The sequence below is a fragment of the Catenuloplanes indicus genome (assembly GCF_030813715.1).
GTDB lineage: Bacteria > Actinomycetota > Actinomycetes > Mycobacteriales > Micromonosporaceae > Catenuloplanes > Catenuloplanes indicus.
Genome location: NZ_JAUSUZ010000001.1, coordinates 1,026,026 through 1,041,430, shown reverse-complemented (window position 1 = coordinate 1,041,430; position 15,405 = coordinate 1,026,026). Strand labels below are relative to the sequence as shown.

13 protein-coding genes and 1 pseudogene are annotated in these 15,405 nt (G+C 73.3%); 9 read left to right on the top strand and 5 right to left on the bottom strand.

What is annotated here, in order from left to right; translation table 11 throughout:
• Positions 1 to 179 precede the first annotated feature (179 nt).
• Complete coding sequence (locus J2S42_RS05005) at positions 180 to 1,124, bottom strand: LysR family transcriptional regulator (protein ID WP_307235661.1); 945 nt, start codon at positions 1,122 to 1,124, stop codon at positions 180 to 182.
• Positions 1,125 to 1,190: 66 nt separating this feature from the next.
• Between J2S42_RS05005 and J2S42_RS05000 the strand changes: the two genes are divergently transcribed.
• Entirely contained in the window at positions 1,191 to 2,006 is an 816-nt protein-coding gene (locus tag J2S42_RS05000) for an SDR family NAD(P)-dependent oxidoreductase (protein WP_307235659.1), read from the top strand.
• 57 nt (positions 2,007 to 2,063) lie between these two features.
• On the opposite strand, the gene J2S42_RS04995 is transcribed toward J2S42_RS05000, so the two are convergent.
• Positions 2,064 to 2,657 (bottom strand): hypothetical protein, encoded by a 594-nt coding sequence (locus tag J2S42_RS04995; RefSeq protein WP_307235657.1) that lies wholly within the window; start codon positions 2,655 to 2,657, stop codon positions 2,064 to 2,066.
• Between the two features lie 125 nt (positions 2,658 to 2,782).
• A complete protein-coding gene (locus J2S42_RS04990) occupies positions 2,783 to 3,670 on the bottom strand; it encodes a fumarylacetoacetate hydrolase family protein (protein WP_307235656.1) in 888 nt (295 codons plus the stop codon).
• A 175-nt stretch (positions 3,671 to 3,845) separates the two neighbouring features.
• Between J2S42_RS04990 and J2S42_RS04985 the strand changes: the two genes are divergently transcribed.
• Positions 3,846 to 5,027 (top strand): aminotransferase class V-fold PLP-dependent enzyme, encoded by a 1,182-nt coding sequence (locus J2S42_RS04985; protein WP_307235655.1) that lies wholly within the window; start codon positions 3,846 to 3,848, stop codon positions 5,025 to 5,027.
• A 22-nt stretch (positions 5,028 to 5,049) separates the two neighbouring features.
• Positions 5,050 to 5,715 carry a DUF6882 domain-containing protein gene (locus J2S42_RS04980; RefSeq protein WP_307235653.1) on the top strand — a complete coding sequence of 222 codons (666 nt, stop codon included), beginning with the start codon at positions 5,050 to 5,052 and terminating at the stop codon, positions 5,713 to 5,715.
• A gap of 46 nt (positions 5,716 to 5,761) precedes the next feature.
• Here the strand turns inward: J2S42_RS04980 and J2S42_RS04975 are convergent.
• Positions 5,762 to 6,148, bottom strand: a pseudogene (locus tag J2S42_RS04975) (sigma-70 family RNA polymerase sigma factor); the annotation flags it as partial.
• A 64-nt stretch (positions 6,149 to 6,212) separates the two neighbouring features.
• Between J2S42_RS04975 and J2S42_RS04970 the strand changes: the two are divergent.
• From J2S42_RS04970 to J2S42_RS04945, 6 genes are all read left to right on the top strand, one after another.
• Positions 6,213 to 7,277, top strand: a complete 1,065-nt coding sequence (locus J2S42_RS04970; RefSeq protein WP_307235651.1) for a PLP-dependent cysteine synthase family protein — start codon at positions 6,213 to 6,215, stop codon at positions 7,275 to 7,277.
• Positions 7,278 to 7,383: 106 nt separating this feature from the next.
• Entirely contained in the window at positions 7,384 to 8,412 is a 1,029-nt protein-coding gene (gene tdh, locus J2S42_RS04965) for an L-threonine 3-dehydrogenase (RefSeq protein WP_307235649.1), read from the top strand.
• Between the two features lie 2 nt (positions 8,413 to 8,414).
• On the top strand, positions 8,415 to 9,605 hold the full coding sequence (locus J2S42_RS04960) for a glycine C-acetyltransferase (RefSeq protein WP_307235648.1): 1,191 nt from the start codon (positions 8,415 to 8,417) through the stop codon (positions 9,603 to 9,605).
• A 17-nt stretch (positions 9,606 to 9,622) separates the two neighbouring features.
• The gene (locus J2S42_RS04955) at positions 9,623 to 10,525 is read left to right on the top strand and encodes a LysR family transcriptional regulator (protein ID WP_307235646.1); all 903 of its coding nucleotides are present in this window, start codon (positions 9,623 to 9,625) and stop codon (positions 10,523 to 10,525) included.
• A gap of 124 nt (positions 10,526 to 10,649) precedes the next feature.
• Positions 10,650 to 12,398 carry a DUF4832 domain-containing protein gene (locus J2S42_RS04950; protein ID WP_307235644.1) on the top strand — a complete coding sequence of 583 codons (1,749 nt, stop codon included), beginning with the start codon at positions 10,650 to 10,652 and terminating at the stop codon, positions 12,396 to 12,398.
• A 94-nt stretch (positions 12,399 to 12,492) separates the two neighbouring features.
• Complete coding sequence (locus J2S42_RS04945; protein WP_307235642.1) at positions 12,493 to 14,043, top strand: sigma-70 family RNA polymerase sigma factor; 1,551 nt, start codon at positions 12,493 to 12,495, stop codon at positions 14,041 to 14,043.
• Positions 14,044 to 14,064: 21 nt separating this feature from the next.
• On the opposite strand, the gene J2S42_RS04940 is transcribed toward J2S42_RS04945, so the two are convergent.
• Positions 14,065 to 15,384, bottom strand: coding sequence for a glycoside hydrolase family 10 protein (locus J2S42_RS04940; protein WP_307235640.1), 1,320 nt, complete (start codon positions 15,382 to 15,384; stop codon positions 14,065 to 14,067).
• Positions 15,385 to 15,405 lie beyond the last annotated feature (21 nt).

The window sequence follows — 15,405 nt, the reverse complement described above, 5'->3', positions numbered from 1 at the left end:
CGAAACCGCATGTCCAGTCAGTCCTTTACGCTCAGGCCATCGGCGTGGGCTGCGTGGCGCTGGGTCAGCCACCGAAGATCAAGTTACGGCCGAACTGTAGGGGTTTCGGACGCTCCGTGTCCATACCGGACACCCATGGTGATCGGAAAGTGGTGAGTGGGGTGCGGTGCCGTCCGTCGTCACCTCCGGTGCTGATCCGCCGGGCCCGGCCGGGACCGTGCGGCGATCGCGCTGGCCTCGGTGATCAGCGCGGACCGGACCGCGGCGCCGGCCGGGGTGAGCGCGCCGATCCGGGCCAGTGACAGCGTGCGCCCGGTCCACGCCGGGTCGTCGACCTCGATCGCGACCACGTCGGCGGGCAGGATCCCGGCCGCGAGGCTCGGCACGGTCATGATGCCGAGCCCGGCCGCGACGAAGCCGAGCCGGGCCGCCCAGCCGCCCAGCTCGGCCACCACCCGGGCGCCGGTCAGCGTCGGCCACGCGCCGAACTGCGGCTCCGAACGCCCGCCGCGCCCGGCGACCCAGTCCTCACCGGCCAGGTCGTCGACGGTGACCCGGTCCGCGCGGGCCAGCCGGTGCCGGCGCCCGACCGCGACCAGCAGCCGCCCGGCCGGCAGCCGGTCCAGTTCGATGCCGGTCAGGTCGTACTCCGGCAGCCCTTCGCCGACCGCGATCAGCGCGAGGTCCAGCCGCCCGGCCCGCAGCCGCCGGATCTGCACCAGCGTCGAGGACTCCAGGAAGCCGACCCGGATGGACGGGTGGTCCGCGCGCAGCCGGGCGATCGCCCGCGGCACCAGCTCCATCGCCGTGGCCGGGAACCCGCCGAGCGCGAGCCGCCCGTCGAGCGGCGCGGCGGCGTCGTCCAGCTCGCGCCGCGCCGCGTCCAGCTGGTCCAGGATCGTGGCGGCCCGGGCAGCCAGCCGGGTGCCCGCCTCGGTCGGCTCCACGCCGCGCGGCCCGCGCCGGACCAGTGGCGTGCCGGCCGCGGTCTCCAGCGTGGCGATCTGCTTCGACAGCGCGGACTGGGTGAAGCCGAGCCGTTCCGCGGCCGCGGTCAGCGAGCCGGTGTCGAGCACGGTCCGCAGCGCCTGCAGCAGCTGCGGATGCACGTTGAGATATGCCACTCTGGAATATCTACCATGCCGGACATTCGCTGGTGGCATGACGTGCGGCTCGCCAGACTCGGATGCATGAGCAAAATCTGGTTCATCACCGGTACGTCCAACGGTCTCGGCCGGATCTGGGCCGAGGCGGCCCTCGAGCGCGGCGACCGTGTCGTCGCCACCGCCCGGGACACCGCGCGCCTGGACGATCTCGTCACGCGGTTCGGCGACGCGGTCCTGCCGCTGGAGCTCGACGTCACCGACCGGGAGGCGGTGTTCGCCGCGGTCGGGCACGCGGTACGGCGCTTCGGCCGGCTCGACATGGTCGTCAACGGCGCCGGCTACGGCCACGTCGGCATGGTCGAGGAGCTCACCGAGCGCGAGCTGCGGCAGCAGATGGAGACGAACTTCTTCGGCGCGGTCTGGGTCACCCAGGCGGTGCTGCCGGTCCTGCGCCGGCAGCGCGGCGGCCACCTGCTCCAGATCACCAGCGAGGGCGGGGTCCGTGCCTATCCGGGCTTCGGCGCCTACCACGCGTCGAAGTGGGCGGTCGAGGGCCTCACCGAGGCGCTGGCGCAGGAGACCGCGAGCTTCGGATTCCACGTCACGCTGGTCGAGCCCGGCCCGTACGCGACCGGTTTCGCCGGTGCGCTCCGGCAGAGCGCCGAGCTGCCGGACTACGCGCAGGCCCACGTCGACACCGCGACGGACTTCCGCCTGGGCGATCCGGCCGCCACCGTACCGGCGGTCCTCGCGCTCGTCGACGCGGAGAACCCGCCGCGCCGGCTGGTCATGGGCGACGTCCTGCCCGAGGTCGAGGCGATCTACCAGGAGCGCCTGAGGACCTGGCGCGAGTGGAGCGGCGTCTCCCGCGACGCGTTCGGCGCCCGCGTACCGCAGTGAGACGTGATCCGGGCGTGCCGATCACGGCACGCCCGGATCCGGTGCGGCGGACCGGGATCAGACCGCGCAGCCGAGGGCTCGCGGTGGCGCGTAGTACTCGGTCTGGTGCAGCACGCCGTTCTCGTCGACGCCGAAGATCAGCGCGTATCCGTCGTACGTCGCGCCGGCCTGGAAGCACGGGGCCTCCGAGTAGCAGAACAGTGCCGCCGAGTTGTTCTCCACGCACGTCTCGTCCGAGCCCGGCTCGATGATGTAGCCGCCGTTGTTCGGCAGGTACCGGGCGATGTTCTGGTTCACGAACAGTTGCCTCGGCACGCCGCCGACGCAGTCGATGCCGATGACGAAGGAGACGATGAAGCCGTTCGACACCGGTCCACTGCCGTAGACGTGGCAGGTGATGACGGTGTCGGCGCCGAACCCGTCGCCGCCGGGCAGCACGAGCGGCTTGCTGAGCCCGGGCTGCAACGTGCCGCGGGCCGGCGCGGACTCCTCGACCGCGACCGCGCCGTCCGAGGAGACCGACACGCGGTACGAAACGGCCGGCGCGGCACCGGCCGGTGCCGCGCCGGCCGGTCCGGCGACCCCGGCGACGGACGCGGCCGAGAAGACCACCAGCGCCGCGGCGGCCCGCCACAGTGACCGAAGATTCATGAATCCCACCCTCTCCGACAGATCCACGAAGGACGGCGGGAACGGACCGCCCCGCCAGCGACACGGTGGCGCCGGCCGCTGGACGCCGGTTGGACCGAGGCTGGACGGCCGTCCGCGCGGACCCGTCAGCGTGCCGGATCGCCGGCCCGGGCGGCCAGCCAGGCGAACGCCTCCGGGACGGCCGCGACGACCGGGTTGCTCAGCGTGCCCACGCCCTCGACGCCGATCTCCACCACATCACCCTCGCGCAGTGTGAAGTCCATCGGCGGGACCAGGCCGGTGCCGGTGGACAGGATCGCGCCCTCCGGGAAGTGCGTGCACCGGAACAGGTGGGAGACCAGTTCGTCGAGTGTGCGGTGCAGCAGCGCGGTGGAGGTGGCGCCGTCGAACGCGACCTGGTCACCGCGCCGCACCACGAGCGTGATCCCGAGCGCGCCCGGGTCCGGTACCTCCCACGCCGGCCGGATGCCCGGCCCGATCGCGCACGCGCCCGCGTACACCTTGGCCTGCGGCAGGTAGAGCGGGTTCTCGCCCTCGATCGACCGGGACGACACGTCGTCGCAGACCGTGTAGCCGACGATCTCGCCGGCCGCGTTGAGCACCAGCGCCAGCTCCGGCTCCGGCACGTCGACGGCGGAGTCCGGCCGCACGCCGATCGGCTCGCCGTCGCCGGACACCCGCCACGCCGCACTCTTGAAGAACAGCTCCGGCCGGTCCGCGTCGTAGACCAGCGAGTACACGTCCGCGGCCCGGCTCTCCTCCCGGCGTGCCTCCCGCGACCGGACGTACGTCACCCCGCTGGCCCACACCTCGGTCCGCCCGTCCACCGGCGGAAGCCGTCTCGGCACACCGTCCTCGACCGGCCCGCCACGCTCCACGACGGACCGGATCTCGTCGAGCGGCAGAGCCAGGAGCGACCCCAGCGACGGTACGGCGAGCCGCCGCACCGCACCGTCGTCCCCGGCGGCGCCGACGTGGGTGGCACCGCCCGCCTCGTACCGGATGATCTGCATCTCAGGCTCCTTCGCACGCGACCCGCGGACCACTCCATTGTGGTGCCCGGCGCCGTCTACGGCGCGTTCTCCGCCGCCGTGCCGCGGTAGAGCACCGCCTCCGCGTAGTCGTTCTGGGGCACATTCACGCCGAGGCCGGCGAAGACCCGGCACGTATTGATTGCTATCGTCGCGTATGGAAACTCTCGACGTCGCCGCGCTGCGTGCCGACACCCCCGGTTGTGCGCGCGTGGTCCACCTCAACAACGCGGGCAGCAGCCTGCCGCCGGAGCCGGTGCTGGACGCGATGACCGGGCACCTGCGGCTGGAGGCCGAGATCGGCGGCTACGAGGCCGCGGACGCCCGCGCGGAGCAGATCCAGGGGTTCTACACCGAGGCGGCGGCGCTGCTCGGCGCGCGGCCGGCGGAGATCGCGTTCGCGAACAACAGCACGCACGCGTACGCGACCGCGCTGTCCGCGATCGACTTCGCGCCCGGCGACGTCGTGCTCACCACCCGGGACGACTACATCTCCAACCAGATCGCGTTCCTGTCGCTGGCCCGGCGGCGCGGCGTGCGCGTGGTGCACGCGCCGGACGCACCCGGCGGCGGCGTGGACGTGGACGCGATGGCCGCGCTGATGCGCGCGCACCGGCCCCGGCTGGTCGCGGTCACCCACGTCCCGACCAGCTCCGGCCTGATCGCGCCGGTCGCCGAGATCGGCCGGCACTGCCGCGAGCTGGACCTGCTGTACCTGGTCGACGCGTGCCAGTCGATCGGGCAGCTGCCGCTGGACGTGACCGCCATCGGCGCGGACCTGCTCACCGCGACCGGCCGCAAGTTCCTGCGCGGACCACGCGGCACCGGTCTGCTGTACGTGTCCGCGCGCGTCCTCGAGGCCGGCTACGAGCCGCTGTTCATCGACATGCGCGGCGCGCAGTGGACCGGCACCGGCGACTACCGGACGGTCGCGTCCGCGGCCCGGTTCGAGGACTGGGAGTTCCCGTACGCGGCGCTGCTCGGCCTCACCGCCGCGATCCGCTACGCGCGCCGGATCGGTGTGCCCGCGCTGTCCCGGCGTGCCCTGGGCCTGGCCGCGTCGCTGCGCGACCGGCTGCGCGGGATCGACGGCGTCCGGGTGCTGGACCGCGGCCCCGAGCTGGGCGCGATCGTCACCTGCGCGGTCGCGGGCGCGGAGCCGGAGCCGTTGAAGGCGGAGCTGGCCGGCCACGGCATCAACAGCTCGGTGACGCTGCGCGAGCACGCCCGGTTCGACTTCGCGGACAAGGGCGTCGAGTGGTGCCTGCGCCTGTCCCCGCACTACTTCAACACCGAGGAGGAGATCGACCGGGCCGCCGACGTCCTCGGGGCCCGTTGATCAGGACACGTACGATCCGGGCGTGACCCCGTTCGAGGAGCTGTTCAGCCGCCACGTCGCCACCGCCTTCGCCCGTCAGCTCGCACTCGCCGACCACCTCGGCGAGCGTGACTGGCAGCTCGACCTGACCGAGGGGGTGGCCACGTTCGGCGGTGACCTGCGCTACCGGGTGCAGCTGCTCGGCACCGAGAGCCATGGGGACGGCACCTGGCTGTGGGCGTGGGCGAACGAGGCCAGCGACCTCCCACCGGCGCTGCTCGGCCTGGCCATGTGGATGCGCCAGTACGGCACGAACGCCGGGATCGCGGAGCTGACCGAGGCGTCGTTCCCGCTGGACCGGGCGCAGGGCGGGCAGCTGGCGCTGGTCGCGTCCGCGCTGAGCGGCCGCTGCTACTACCGCGGGCCGTACGACGGCGGCGCGCTCTTCTTCCACCTGGAAGGGCTTCCCGCCGAGATCGTCGCACCGGCCCGCCCGGAGCGCGTCCTCACGGTCATCGGCCAGATCCTCCAGGGCTTCCCGGTCGACCACCGGCTGATGGTCACCTCGTTCCTCACCCAGCAGGGCTGGCAGGTCGAGGACACCCCGGCCGAGGTGACCGCCCGCCACCCGGGCGGCACCGGCCTGCGCGCCACGTTCGACGACCTCGGCCGGGTCGCCGGCCTGACCGGCTCGATCCAGCCGGGCTGACGCCGTCCGCCGGCCGGAATCCCCGGCGCAGCAACGCGGCCCGCAGCGCGCGCGGCGCATAGAACATCCGGGAGCGGACCGTGCCGACCGGCACGCCGATTGCCCCGGCCGCCTCCACCGTGGTGCGTTCCCGCAGGTAGGTCTCGGTCAGCACCGCGCGCTGCGACGCGTTCAGCGACGCGAGCGCGGACAGCACCTCGCCGCGATCGATCAGCCGGTCGATCTCGTCGGCGGCGGCGCTGCGCTGCTCGACCGCCGCCGGATCGTACGGCCACTCCGGCGGCCGGACGTGCGTGGCGCGGATCTGGTCGATCGCGATCCGCCGCGCCACGGTGCGCAGCCAGGGCCGGGTCCAGTTGCCGTGGGCGTCGCGCTCCTCCGGATGCCGCCAGGCGCGCACCAGCGTCTCCTGCACGATGTCCTCGGCGCGGTCGGGGTCCGGTCGCCGGTGCCCCTAGGCTTGGCCGTACGAGGTGAGCCGGTGGGGGGAGTGATCGATGTCTGATCGGGACTGGGTCAGGTATGCCACCGGGCTCCTGGAGGCCGACCGGGCGGCCGAGAGGGCGACGCCGCTCCACCGCCTTCCGCTACCCGCCATGCCGTCGGTGCCGATCCTGGTGAAGGACGAGTCGGCGCGGGTCACCGGGAGCGTCAAGTACCGGTTCGCCCGCAGCCTGCTTCTCGGCGCCGTCGCCCGCGGCGACGTCCGGCGCGGGACGCCGCTGGTGGAGGCGACCGGCGGGAACATGGCGGTCGCCGAGGCGCACGTCGCCCGGATGCTCGGGTTGTCGTTCACCGCCGTGGTCCCCGGTAGGTCCGCGCCGGACCGGATCGCCCGGATCGCCGCGCACGGCGGGACCGTGCACCGCGTCGACCCGCCGCTGGCCGTGTACGAGAACGCGGAACGGCTGGCGCGGCAGGTGAGCGGGCACTACCTGGACTGCCTGTCAACGCTCGGCCCGGCCATCGACGCGGACCTGGACAACGGTGTGCCCGGCCTGCCCGACGAGATCATGCACGCCCTCACCCCGGAGCCGGCCTGGATCGTCACAGGAGCCGGCACCGGCGCCACGTCCCGGGCGATCGGCCGCTACCTGCGACGGCACGGGCACGCCACCCGCCTCGCGGTCGTCGACGCGGAGAACTCGGCGTACTTCCCCGGCTGGGTCACCGATGCCCGCGACTACGCGACCGGCATGCCGTCCCGGATCGAGGGCATCGGCCGGCCGCGGATGGAGCCGGCCTTCGACCCGGCCGTGGTGGACCTGGTCATCCCGGTGCCGGACGCGTCCAGCGTGGCCGCCATGCGCTTCCTCGCCGGTGCGCTCGGCGTGCCGGCCGGCCCGTCGACCGGCGCCTGCCTCTGGGGCGCCTGCCACCTGGCGCACCGGATGAGCCGGGCCGGCGAGTCCGGCACCGTGGTCGTCGTGGCCGCCGACGGCGCCGACCCGTACCGCCGCACGTTCTACGACGACGACTGGGTGGCCGGCAAGGGCTGGGACCTGGCCGAGCCGGCCCGGCGGCTGGAACGCTTCGTGCGTACCGGTGACTGGGGCGCGTGAAGCTGTGCTGCGGGCCGGGTTAAGAAATCCTCGATGGACCGGTGCGGCGGCAATGGTGAACATTGACTCTGAATCGCCCACTTCCGCCCGTTGAGGAGCCGACCCGTTGAAGGCACTGGTCAAGGAGAGAGCCGAGCCCGGCCTGTGGCTCACGGACGTGCCCGAACCGGCCGTCGGCGCCGATGACGTGCTGGTCCGGGTGCGGCGGACCGGGATCTGCGGCACCGACCTGCACATCCGGGCCTGGGACGGCTGGGCGCAGCAGTCGATCCGCACGCCGCTGATCGTCGGGCACGAGTTCGCCGGTGAGGTCGTCGAGATCGGCCGGAACGTCACCGACGTCACGGTCGGTGACCTGGTCAGCGGCGAGGGACACCTGGTCTGCGGGAAGTGCCGCAACTGCCTGGCCGGCCGCCGCCACATGTGCCGGGCCACGGTCGGGCTGGGTGTCGGCCGGGACGGCGCGTTCGCCGAGTACGTGGTGCTGCCCGCGACGAACATCTGGGTGCACCGGGTGCCGGTCGACCCGGACGTGGCCGCGATCTTCGACCCGTTCGGCAACGCGGTGCACACCGCGCTGTCGTTCCCGCTGGTCGGCGAGGACGTGCTGATCACCGGCGCCGGCCCGATCGGGCTGATGGCCGCGGCCGTGGCCACGCACGCCGGCGCGCGGCACGTGATGATCACCGACGTCAGCGAGGACCGCCTCGACCTGGCCCGCAAGATCGGTGTCAGCCTGGCGCTGGACGTGTCGCAGGCCACGATCGCGGACGGCCAGCGGATGCTCGGCCTGCGCGAGGGTTTCGACGTGGGCCTGGAGATGTCCGGTCACCCGTCCGCGATGCGCGACATGCTCGCGAACATGACGCACGGCGGGAAGATCGCGATGCTCGGCCTGCCGTCGCAGGAGTTCCCGATCGACTGGGCACGCCTGGTCACCTCGATGATCACCATCAAGGGCGTGTACGGCCGGGAGATCTTCGAGACCTGGTACTCCATGTCCGTACTGCTGGAGGGCGGTCTTGATCTGTCGCCCGTGATCACCGGACGGTACGGCTTCCGTGACTTCGAGGCCGCGTTCGCCGACGCCGCGAGCGGCCGCAGTGGCAAGATCATCCTGGACTGGAGCAACTGACCGTGTTCACTTCCGTGCGCGACGACCTGCGCGCCACCCTCGACGAGATCAAGGCCGCCGGCCTGCACAAGTCCGAGCGGGTGATCACCACCCCGCAGTCGGCGAACGTCACCGTCACCACCGGTGACGCGGTGCTGAACTTCTGCGCCAACAACTACCTCGGCCTGGCCGACGACCCGCGGGTGGTGGCGTCCGCGCACGCGGCGCTGGACCGCTGGGGCTACGGCATGGCGTCGGTGCGCTTCATCTGCGGCACTCAGGAGGTGCACAAGGAGCTGGAGGCGCGGCTGTCGGCGTTCCTCGGCCAGGAGGACACGATCCTCTACTCGTCCTGCTTCGACGCGAACGGCGGCGTGTTCGAGACGCTGCTCGGCGCGGAGGACGCGGTCATCTCCGACGCGCTCAACCACGCGTCGATCATCGACGGCATCCGGCTGTCCAAGGCCCGCCGCTTCCGGTACGCCAACCGGGACATGGCCGACCTGGAGAAGCAGCTGGTCGAGGCGACCACCGGTGGTGCCCGCCGAATGCTGATCGTCACCGACGGCGTCTTCTCGATGGACGGCTACGTCGCGCCGCTGCGCGAGATCTGCGACCTGGCCGACCGGTACGGCGCGATGGTCATGGTCGACGACTCGCACGCGGTCGGCTTCGTCGGCGAGCACGGCCGCGGCACACCCGAGCTGCACGGCGTGCTGGACCGGATCGACATCGTCACCGGCACGCTCGGCAAGGCGCTCGGCGGCGCGTCCGGCGGCTACGTCGCGGCCCGCGCCGAGATCGTGGCGCTGCTGCGCCAGCGCTCCCGGCCGTACCTCTTCTCGAACACGCTCGCGCCGGTGATCGCGGCCGCGTCGCTCACCGTGCTCGACCTGATCGAGGGCGCCGGTGAGCTGCGCGCGCGGCTGACCGCGAACACCGCGCTGTTCCGCCGCCGGATGGTCGAGGAGGGCTTCGACATCCTGCCCGGCGACCACCCGATCGCGCCCGTCATGATCGGTGACGCGGCGAAGGCGGACCGGCTCGCCCAGCTGCTGCTGGAGCGCGGCGTGTACGTGATCGGCTTCTCCTACCCGGTGGTGCCGCAGGGCCAGGCCCGGATCCGGGTGCAGCTGTCCGCCGCGCACTCGGCCGCGGACGTGGAGCGCGCCGTCACCGCTTTCGTGTCCGCCCGCGCGGCGCTGGAGGGCTGAGCGACAATCGTCCGGACATGATCGACGTCCGGCGACTGCACATCCTGCGGGCGGTGGCCGATCACCGTACGGTGACGGCCGCCGCCGCCGCGCTGTTCCTCACCCCGTCCGCGGTGTCCCAGCAGCTCACCGCGCTGGAACAGGAGACCGGCCACCGGCTGGTCGACCGGGGTGCCAAGGGCGTGCGGCTGACCCCGGCCGGCGAGATCCTGCTCGCCCACACCAACACGGTCCTGGCCCAGCTGGAACGCGCCGAGGCCGAACTGGCCGCGTTCGACACCGGCGCGGCCGGTACGGTCAGCATCGCCTCGTTCGCCACCGCGATCGTCCGGGTCGTCGCGCCCGCGATCGCCGGGCTCGCCGCCACCGCACCCGGCATCCGGATCCGGGTGCAGGACGCCGAGGGCGACGTGGCACTGCCGCTGGTGCTGGACCGTCAGGTCGACGTCGCGATCGCGGTCGAGTACCGCGGCGCACCGGCCGCCGACGACCCCCGGCTCACGCACGTGCCGCTCTACGCCGAGCCGTTCGACGCGGTACTGCCCGCCGGCCACCCGCTCGCCGCGCCGGACGCGGTGCCACTGGCCGGCCTGGCCAAGGAGCCGTGGATCAGCCCGTACCCGGGCAATCCCTGCCACGACGTGGTCGTGCTGGCCTGCGAGGTGGCCGGCTTCCAGCCGATGATCGCGCACTCCTCCGACGACTTCCGGGCCGTGGTCGCGCTCGCCGCCGCCGGTGCCGGTGTAGCGCTGGTCCCCCGCTCCGCGCTGCGCGGCATGGACGCCAGCGGCCTCGCGGTCCGCCCGGTCGACGGCGTCGCGCCCACCCGCCGTGTCTTCGCCGCGGTCCGCCGCGGCGCCGAGGAACACCCCCTCATCCACCCGGTCCTCGCCGCCCTCACCGACGCCGCCGCCAGCTGAGAACCATCAGGCGGTACAGCCACCCTGTGGCGTGAGTCACGTGATGCAGCAAGGCGGCGCATTCGGGGCGTTTCCGGCTCAGGCGTGTCTTTTCACGCCGGACACGGCACAGAAAGGCACCCGTATGCCATCGATACTCCGCTGGGCCGGAGGCGGGCTCGCGCTCGCGCTGACCGCCGGACTCGGCGTCGTCCTGGCCGCGACGGCGAACGCGTCGATCACCGAGGCGTCGGCCACCAGCACCGGCACGGACGTGACCTACCGGTTCGCGTACTCGGGTACGCCGGAGTTCACCCGCGCCTACATCGACACCGACCGGGACGCGGCCACCGGGTTCGCGCAGGGCGGGGTCGGCGCGGAGTTCCTGCTGGAGAACGCGACGCTCTACCGGCACGGCGGCTCCGGCTGGAACTGGACGATGGTCACCGCGGTCCCGCACACGCACGCGGACGGCGTGGCGACCTGGACGCTGCCACGCGCCGCGATCGGGGAGACCGCCACGCCCGGCGACACCGACCTGGTCTTCCAGGCGGAGGCGCCGGGGCAGACCTCCGAGAAGATCACCCAACGGTACGCGGACGCGCCCGCGCCCGGCGGTACGGTCACCTATCCGGCCTCCGATGAGATCGTCGCGAACCCGGAGCGCGGCCTGTACCGGCACGCCGGTGAGTGCGACGCGGCCGCGTTCGACGAGGCGACGCTGCGCGGGTACCGGACCGACGCCAAGATCTCGCTGGTCATGTGCGTGTTCTACCTGCGCGAGTTCCGTGCCGGGCCGATCGACGCGGCGACGCTGGCACACCTGCAGAAGCAGTTCGACACCGTACGCGCGGCGGGGCTGAAGACGGTGCTGCGGTTCGCCTACACCGACTCCGCGGACGGCGCGGACGCGCCGAAGGACCGCGTGCTCGCGCACCTCGACCAGCTCGCGCCGTACCTGAGCCGGAACGCCGACGTCATCGCGGTCATGCAGTCCGGCTTCGTCGGCGCCTGGGGCGAGGGCTACTACACGCAGAACTTCGGCAACAACGGCGTCGTCACCGCAGCCGACCGGGCCAACCGCAAGGCGGTGCACGACAAGATCCTTCAGGTGCTGCCGGCGACCCGGACGGTGCAGCTGCGCACGCCGAACTTCAAGCGCACCATGTACGGCACCGCGGCGCTCACCGACGCGCAGGCCTACGACGGTTCCGCGGCCGCCCGCACCGGTCATCACAACGACTGCTTCCTGGCCGACGCGACCGACCAGGGCACCTACACGGACACCGAGGTCGAGTACCCGTACCTGGCGGCCGAGACCCGGTACACCGCGATGGGCGGCGAGACCTGCGCCGTGCACGCCACCCGTACGCAGTGCCCGGCCGCGACCGCGGAGATGGCCCGGTTCCACTGGACGTACCTCAACCACGACTACCACCCGGACGTGATCGGCGGCTTCCGCGCCGGTGGCTGCCTGACCACCGTGGAACGGCAGCTCGGCTACCGGTTCACGCTGGTCGACGGCACGTACCCGGAGACGGCCACGGCCGGCGGCGCGCTGCCGGTCCGGCTGAGCGTGCGCAACGACGGCTGGGCCGCGCCGGTCAACCCGCGCGGCGCCGAGCTGATCCTGCGCGCCACCGCCACCGGCGCGGTCACCCGGCTGCCGCTGACCGCCGACCCGCGCCGCTGGGCCGCCGGCACCACCACGGTGGTCACCGAGACGGTCACGCTGCCCGGCACGCTCGCACCCGGTGCGTACGAGCTGCTTCTGAACCTGCCGGACCCGCTGCTGCGCGACCGGCCGGACTACGCGATCCGCACCGCGAACACCGGGACGTGGGAGGCGGTCACCGGCTTCAACCGGCTGGGCGCGACCGTCACGGTCGGGTGAGCCCGGCCCGCGCCGCGACATCGATGTTTCCGGGGTGTTGACGCGGCCGGTCGCCATCGTTCACAGTCGACTCCTCTCCGGAGGATGAGGTGACGTGCGCGCGGTCGGCGAGAACGAGACACGCCTGGTCGTAGCGGCGCGGGCCGGGGACGCCCGGGCGCTGGACGAGCTGGTCACCGCGTACCTCCCGCTGGTCTACACGATCGTGCGCCGCGGGCTGGACGGGCGGCCGGACGTCGACGACGTGGTGCAGGACGTGATGGTCCGGGCGCTGCGCCGCCTGCCGTCGCTGCGTGAGCCGGAGAGCTTCCGGCTGTGGCTGGTGTCGATCGCGGTCCGCCGGGTCGGCACCCATCTGGAGCGCTCCGCCCGGGCCGCCGAGCGGACGATCCCGCTGGACGACGCCGCCGACGTCGCGGACGCCGCGTTCGAGACCGGGGCGATGGCCCGCGCGGAGCTGTTCGCGCAGCGCCGCACGGCACGCCGGGCCGGCCGGTGGCTCGACCCGGACGACCGGGTGCTGCTCGCGCTGTGGTGGCTGGAGAGCGCGCGGGAGATGAGCCGTGCGGAGCTGGCGGCCGCGCTCGGTGTCAGCGTGGCCCACGCCGGGGTGCGGATCCAGCGGATGCGCGAGCGTTTCGAGGTCAGCCGCGCGGTCGTCCGGGCACTGGAGGCCCGGCCACCGTGCCGGCGGCTGGCGGCGGTGCTGGAGCGGTGGGACGGCGTGCCCGCGCCGCTGTGGCGCAAGCGCGCGGCCCGGCACGTGCGCGGCTGCGCGGTGTGCGGCGCGGCCGCCCGCGGTCTGCTGCCGGTGGACCACCTGTTGCCGGCCCTGGTGCTGCTGCCGGTCCCGGCCGGGCTGGCGGCCGCGGTCCTGGCCAAGGCGACGCTCGGCAAGGCCGCGGCCGGCACCGCGCTGGTCGCGGGCACGGCCGCCACCGGCGCGGGGGCCGGCTCGGTCGCCGCCGGGGGTGCGGGCCCGGTCGCGGTAGGTGCGGCCGGCGCGCTGGCCCAGGCGATCGCGGCGCATCCGATCGTGGCGGCCGTGACGGCGGCCGCGCTGGCCACCGGCGTCACGGTCGGCGCCGTCGAGGTCGCCGCGCCGCCGCCGGTGACCGCTCCCGTGCTCACCCTGCCCGGTGCGCCGGACGCCACCGGTGCGGCACCGTTCGGTACGGCACCGCCCGGCACGGTGGCGCCCGGCGTGGTACGGCCCGGCCCGGTGTCGCTGGAGTCGGCGAACGCGCCGGGTACGTTCGTCGCGGTCGCCCGCAGCGTCGGCGTGCTCGCCGCGGCCGGTCCGGCCAGCGCCGGGACGGTCCGCGCCCAGGCGACGTTCGAGGTGCTGGACGGCCTGGCCGACCCGGCCTGCGTCACGTTCCGCTTCTCCGACGGCCGGTACCTGCGGCACTCGTCCTGGCGGCTGGTGCTGCACATCCGTGACCGCACCGAGCTGTTCCGCGGCGACGCCACGTTCTGCGCGCGCCCCGGCGCCGGGCCCGGCACGGTCGCGCTGGAGTCGAAGAACTACCCCGGCTACTTCCTCCGGCACCGCGGCGACGAGCTGTGGGTCGACCAGGGCGACGGCACCGACGCGTTCCGTGCCGACAGCTCGTTCCTGGTCCGCGCGCCGCTGGCGCGGTGATCCCGGCCGGCGCGCGTACGGTCAGCCGGCCTGGCAGGACGGCGTGCCCGCGGGTCCGCTGCCGGTGCCCTGGAAGCCGAACTCGGTGGTGGCACCGGCGGCGAGCGCGCCGTTGTAGTCGACGTTGCGGAACGTGACCGCGCCGGTGGTGCCGGAACCGTTCGCGCTCCACACACCGGTGATCGCGCCGCCGGACGGCACGGTCACGCCGACCGCCCAGCCGTTGATCGCCGACGATCCGGCGGTGACCCGGACGGTGGCGACGTACCCGCCGTTCCACGCGTTCAGCGACACGCTCGCGGTGCAGCCGCCGGTCCCGGCCGGCGGCGGTGACGAGGGCCCGCCGGTCGGCACGGTCGAGCCGCCGCCGTTGAGCGCGTTCAGCACCGACGTGTACGCGGCCTTCTTGTTGCCGTTGCCGTCGAACAGCAGCGGGTTCTGGCCGGTGCGCCACGAGTCGGTGTCCCGGATGCCCCACACCGTGATGCCGGTGCAGCGGGCCACCGCCAGACACGCGCGGGTCACCGCGGCGTAGGCGCCGGCCTGGTTGCTGCCGGAGATGTCCAGCTCGGTGATCTGCACGTCCACGCCCAGGTCCGCGAAACGCTGCAGGTTGGCCTGATAGTCCGACGGCGCCGAGTTCGTCAGGTGCGATTGGAGACCCACACAGTCGATCGGTACGCCACGGGCCTTGAAATCGCGGACCATGTTGTAGATGCCGGTCGACTTCGCGTTGATGCCGTCCGTGTTGTAGTCGTTGTAGCAGAGTTTCGCGCCCGGGTCGGCCGCTCGTGCGGCCCGGAACGCGGCCTCGATCCAGTCGTTGCCGGTGCGCTGCAGGTTCGAGTCGCGCCGCCCGCCGCCACCGCCGTCGGCGAACGCCTCGTTCACCACGTCCCAGGAGTGGATCTTCCCGCGGTAGTAGGTGGCGACCTGGGTGACGTGGTTGATCGCGGCGTTCCGGAGTGCGCTGCCGGACAGGCTCTGCGCCCAGCCCGGCTGCTGCTGGTGCCAGAGCAGCGCGTGCCCGCGGACCAGCATGCCGCGCGACCGGGCGTGGTTGACGATCCGGTCCGCGTTGCCGTAGCTGAAGCGCCCCTGGGACGGTTCGGTCGCGTCCCACTTCATCTCGTTCTCCGCCGTGACGGAGTTGAACTCGCGGTCCAGGATGCCGGTGTAGACCGAGTCACCCAGCTTCCCGGCCGCGATCGCGGCGCCGAAGTAACGCCCCTTCTCCGCCGCGGAGGTACCGAGCGTGGTCCCGGCCTCGGCGACACCGCCGATCACGACCCCGGCGGCCACCGCCGCCACGGCGAGCACGGACATGACGGTACGTCTCATCGCAGAACTTCCCTCCGAAAG

Coding starts and splice junctions, on each gene's coding strand:
- J2S42_RS04940 (WP_307235640.1), bottom strand. CDS start 15,384: ATGAGACGTACCGTCATGTCCGTGCTCGCCGTGGCGGCGGTGGCCGCC.
- J2S42_RS04950 (WP_307235644.1), top strand. CDS start 10,650: ATGCCATCGATACTCCGCTGGGCCGGAGGCGGGCTCGCGCTCGCGCTG.
- J2S42_RS04955 (WP_307235646.1), top strand. CDS start 9,623: ATGATCGACGTCCGGCGACTGCACATCCTGCGGGCGGTGGCCGATCAC.
- J2S42_RS04985 (WP_307235655.1), top strand. CDS start 3,846: ATGGAAACTCTCGACGTCGCCGCGCTGCGTGCCGACACCCCCGGTTGT.
- J2S42_RS04990 (WP_307235656.1), bottom strand. CDS start 3,670: ATGCAGATCATCCGGTACGAGGCGGGCGGTGCCACCCACGTCGGCGCC.
- J2S42_RS04970 (WP_307235651.1), top strand. CDS start 6,213: ATGTCTGATCGGGACTGGGTCAGGTATGCCACCGGGCTCCTGGAGGCC.
- J2S42_RS05000 (WP_307235659.1), top strand. CDS start 1,191: ATGAGCAAAATCTGGTTCATCACCGGTACGTCCAACGGTCTCGGCCGG.
- J2S42_RS04995 (WP_307235657.1), bottom strand. CDS start 2,657: ATGAATCTTCGGTCACTGTGGCGGGCCGCCGCGGCGCTGGTGGTCTTC.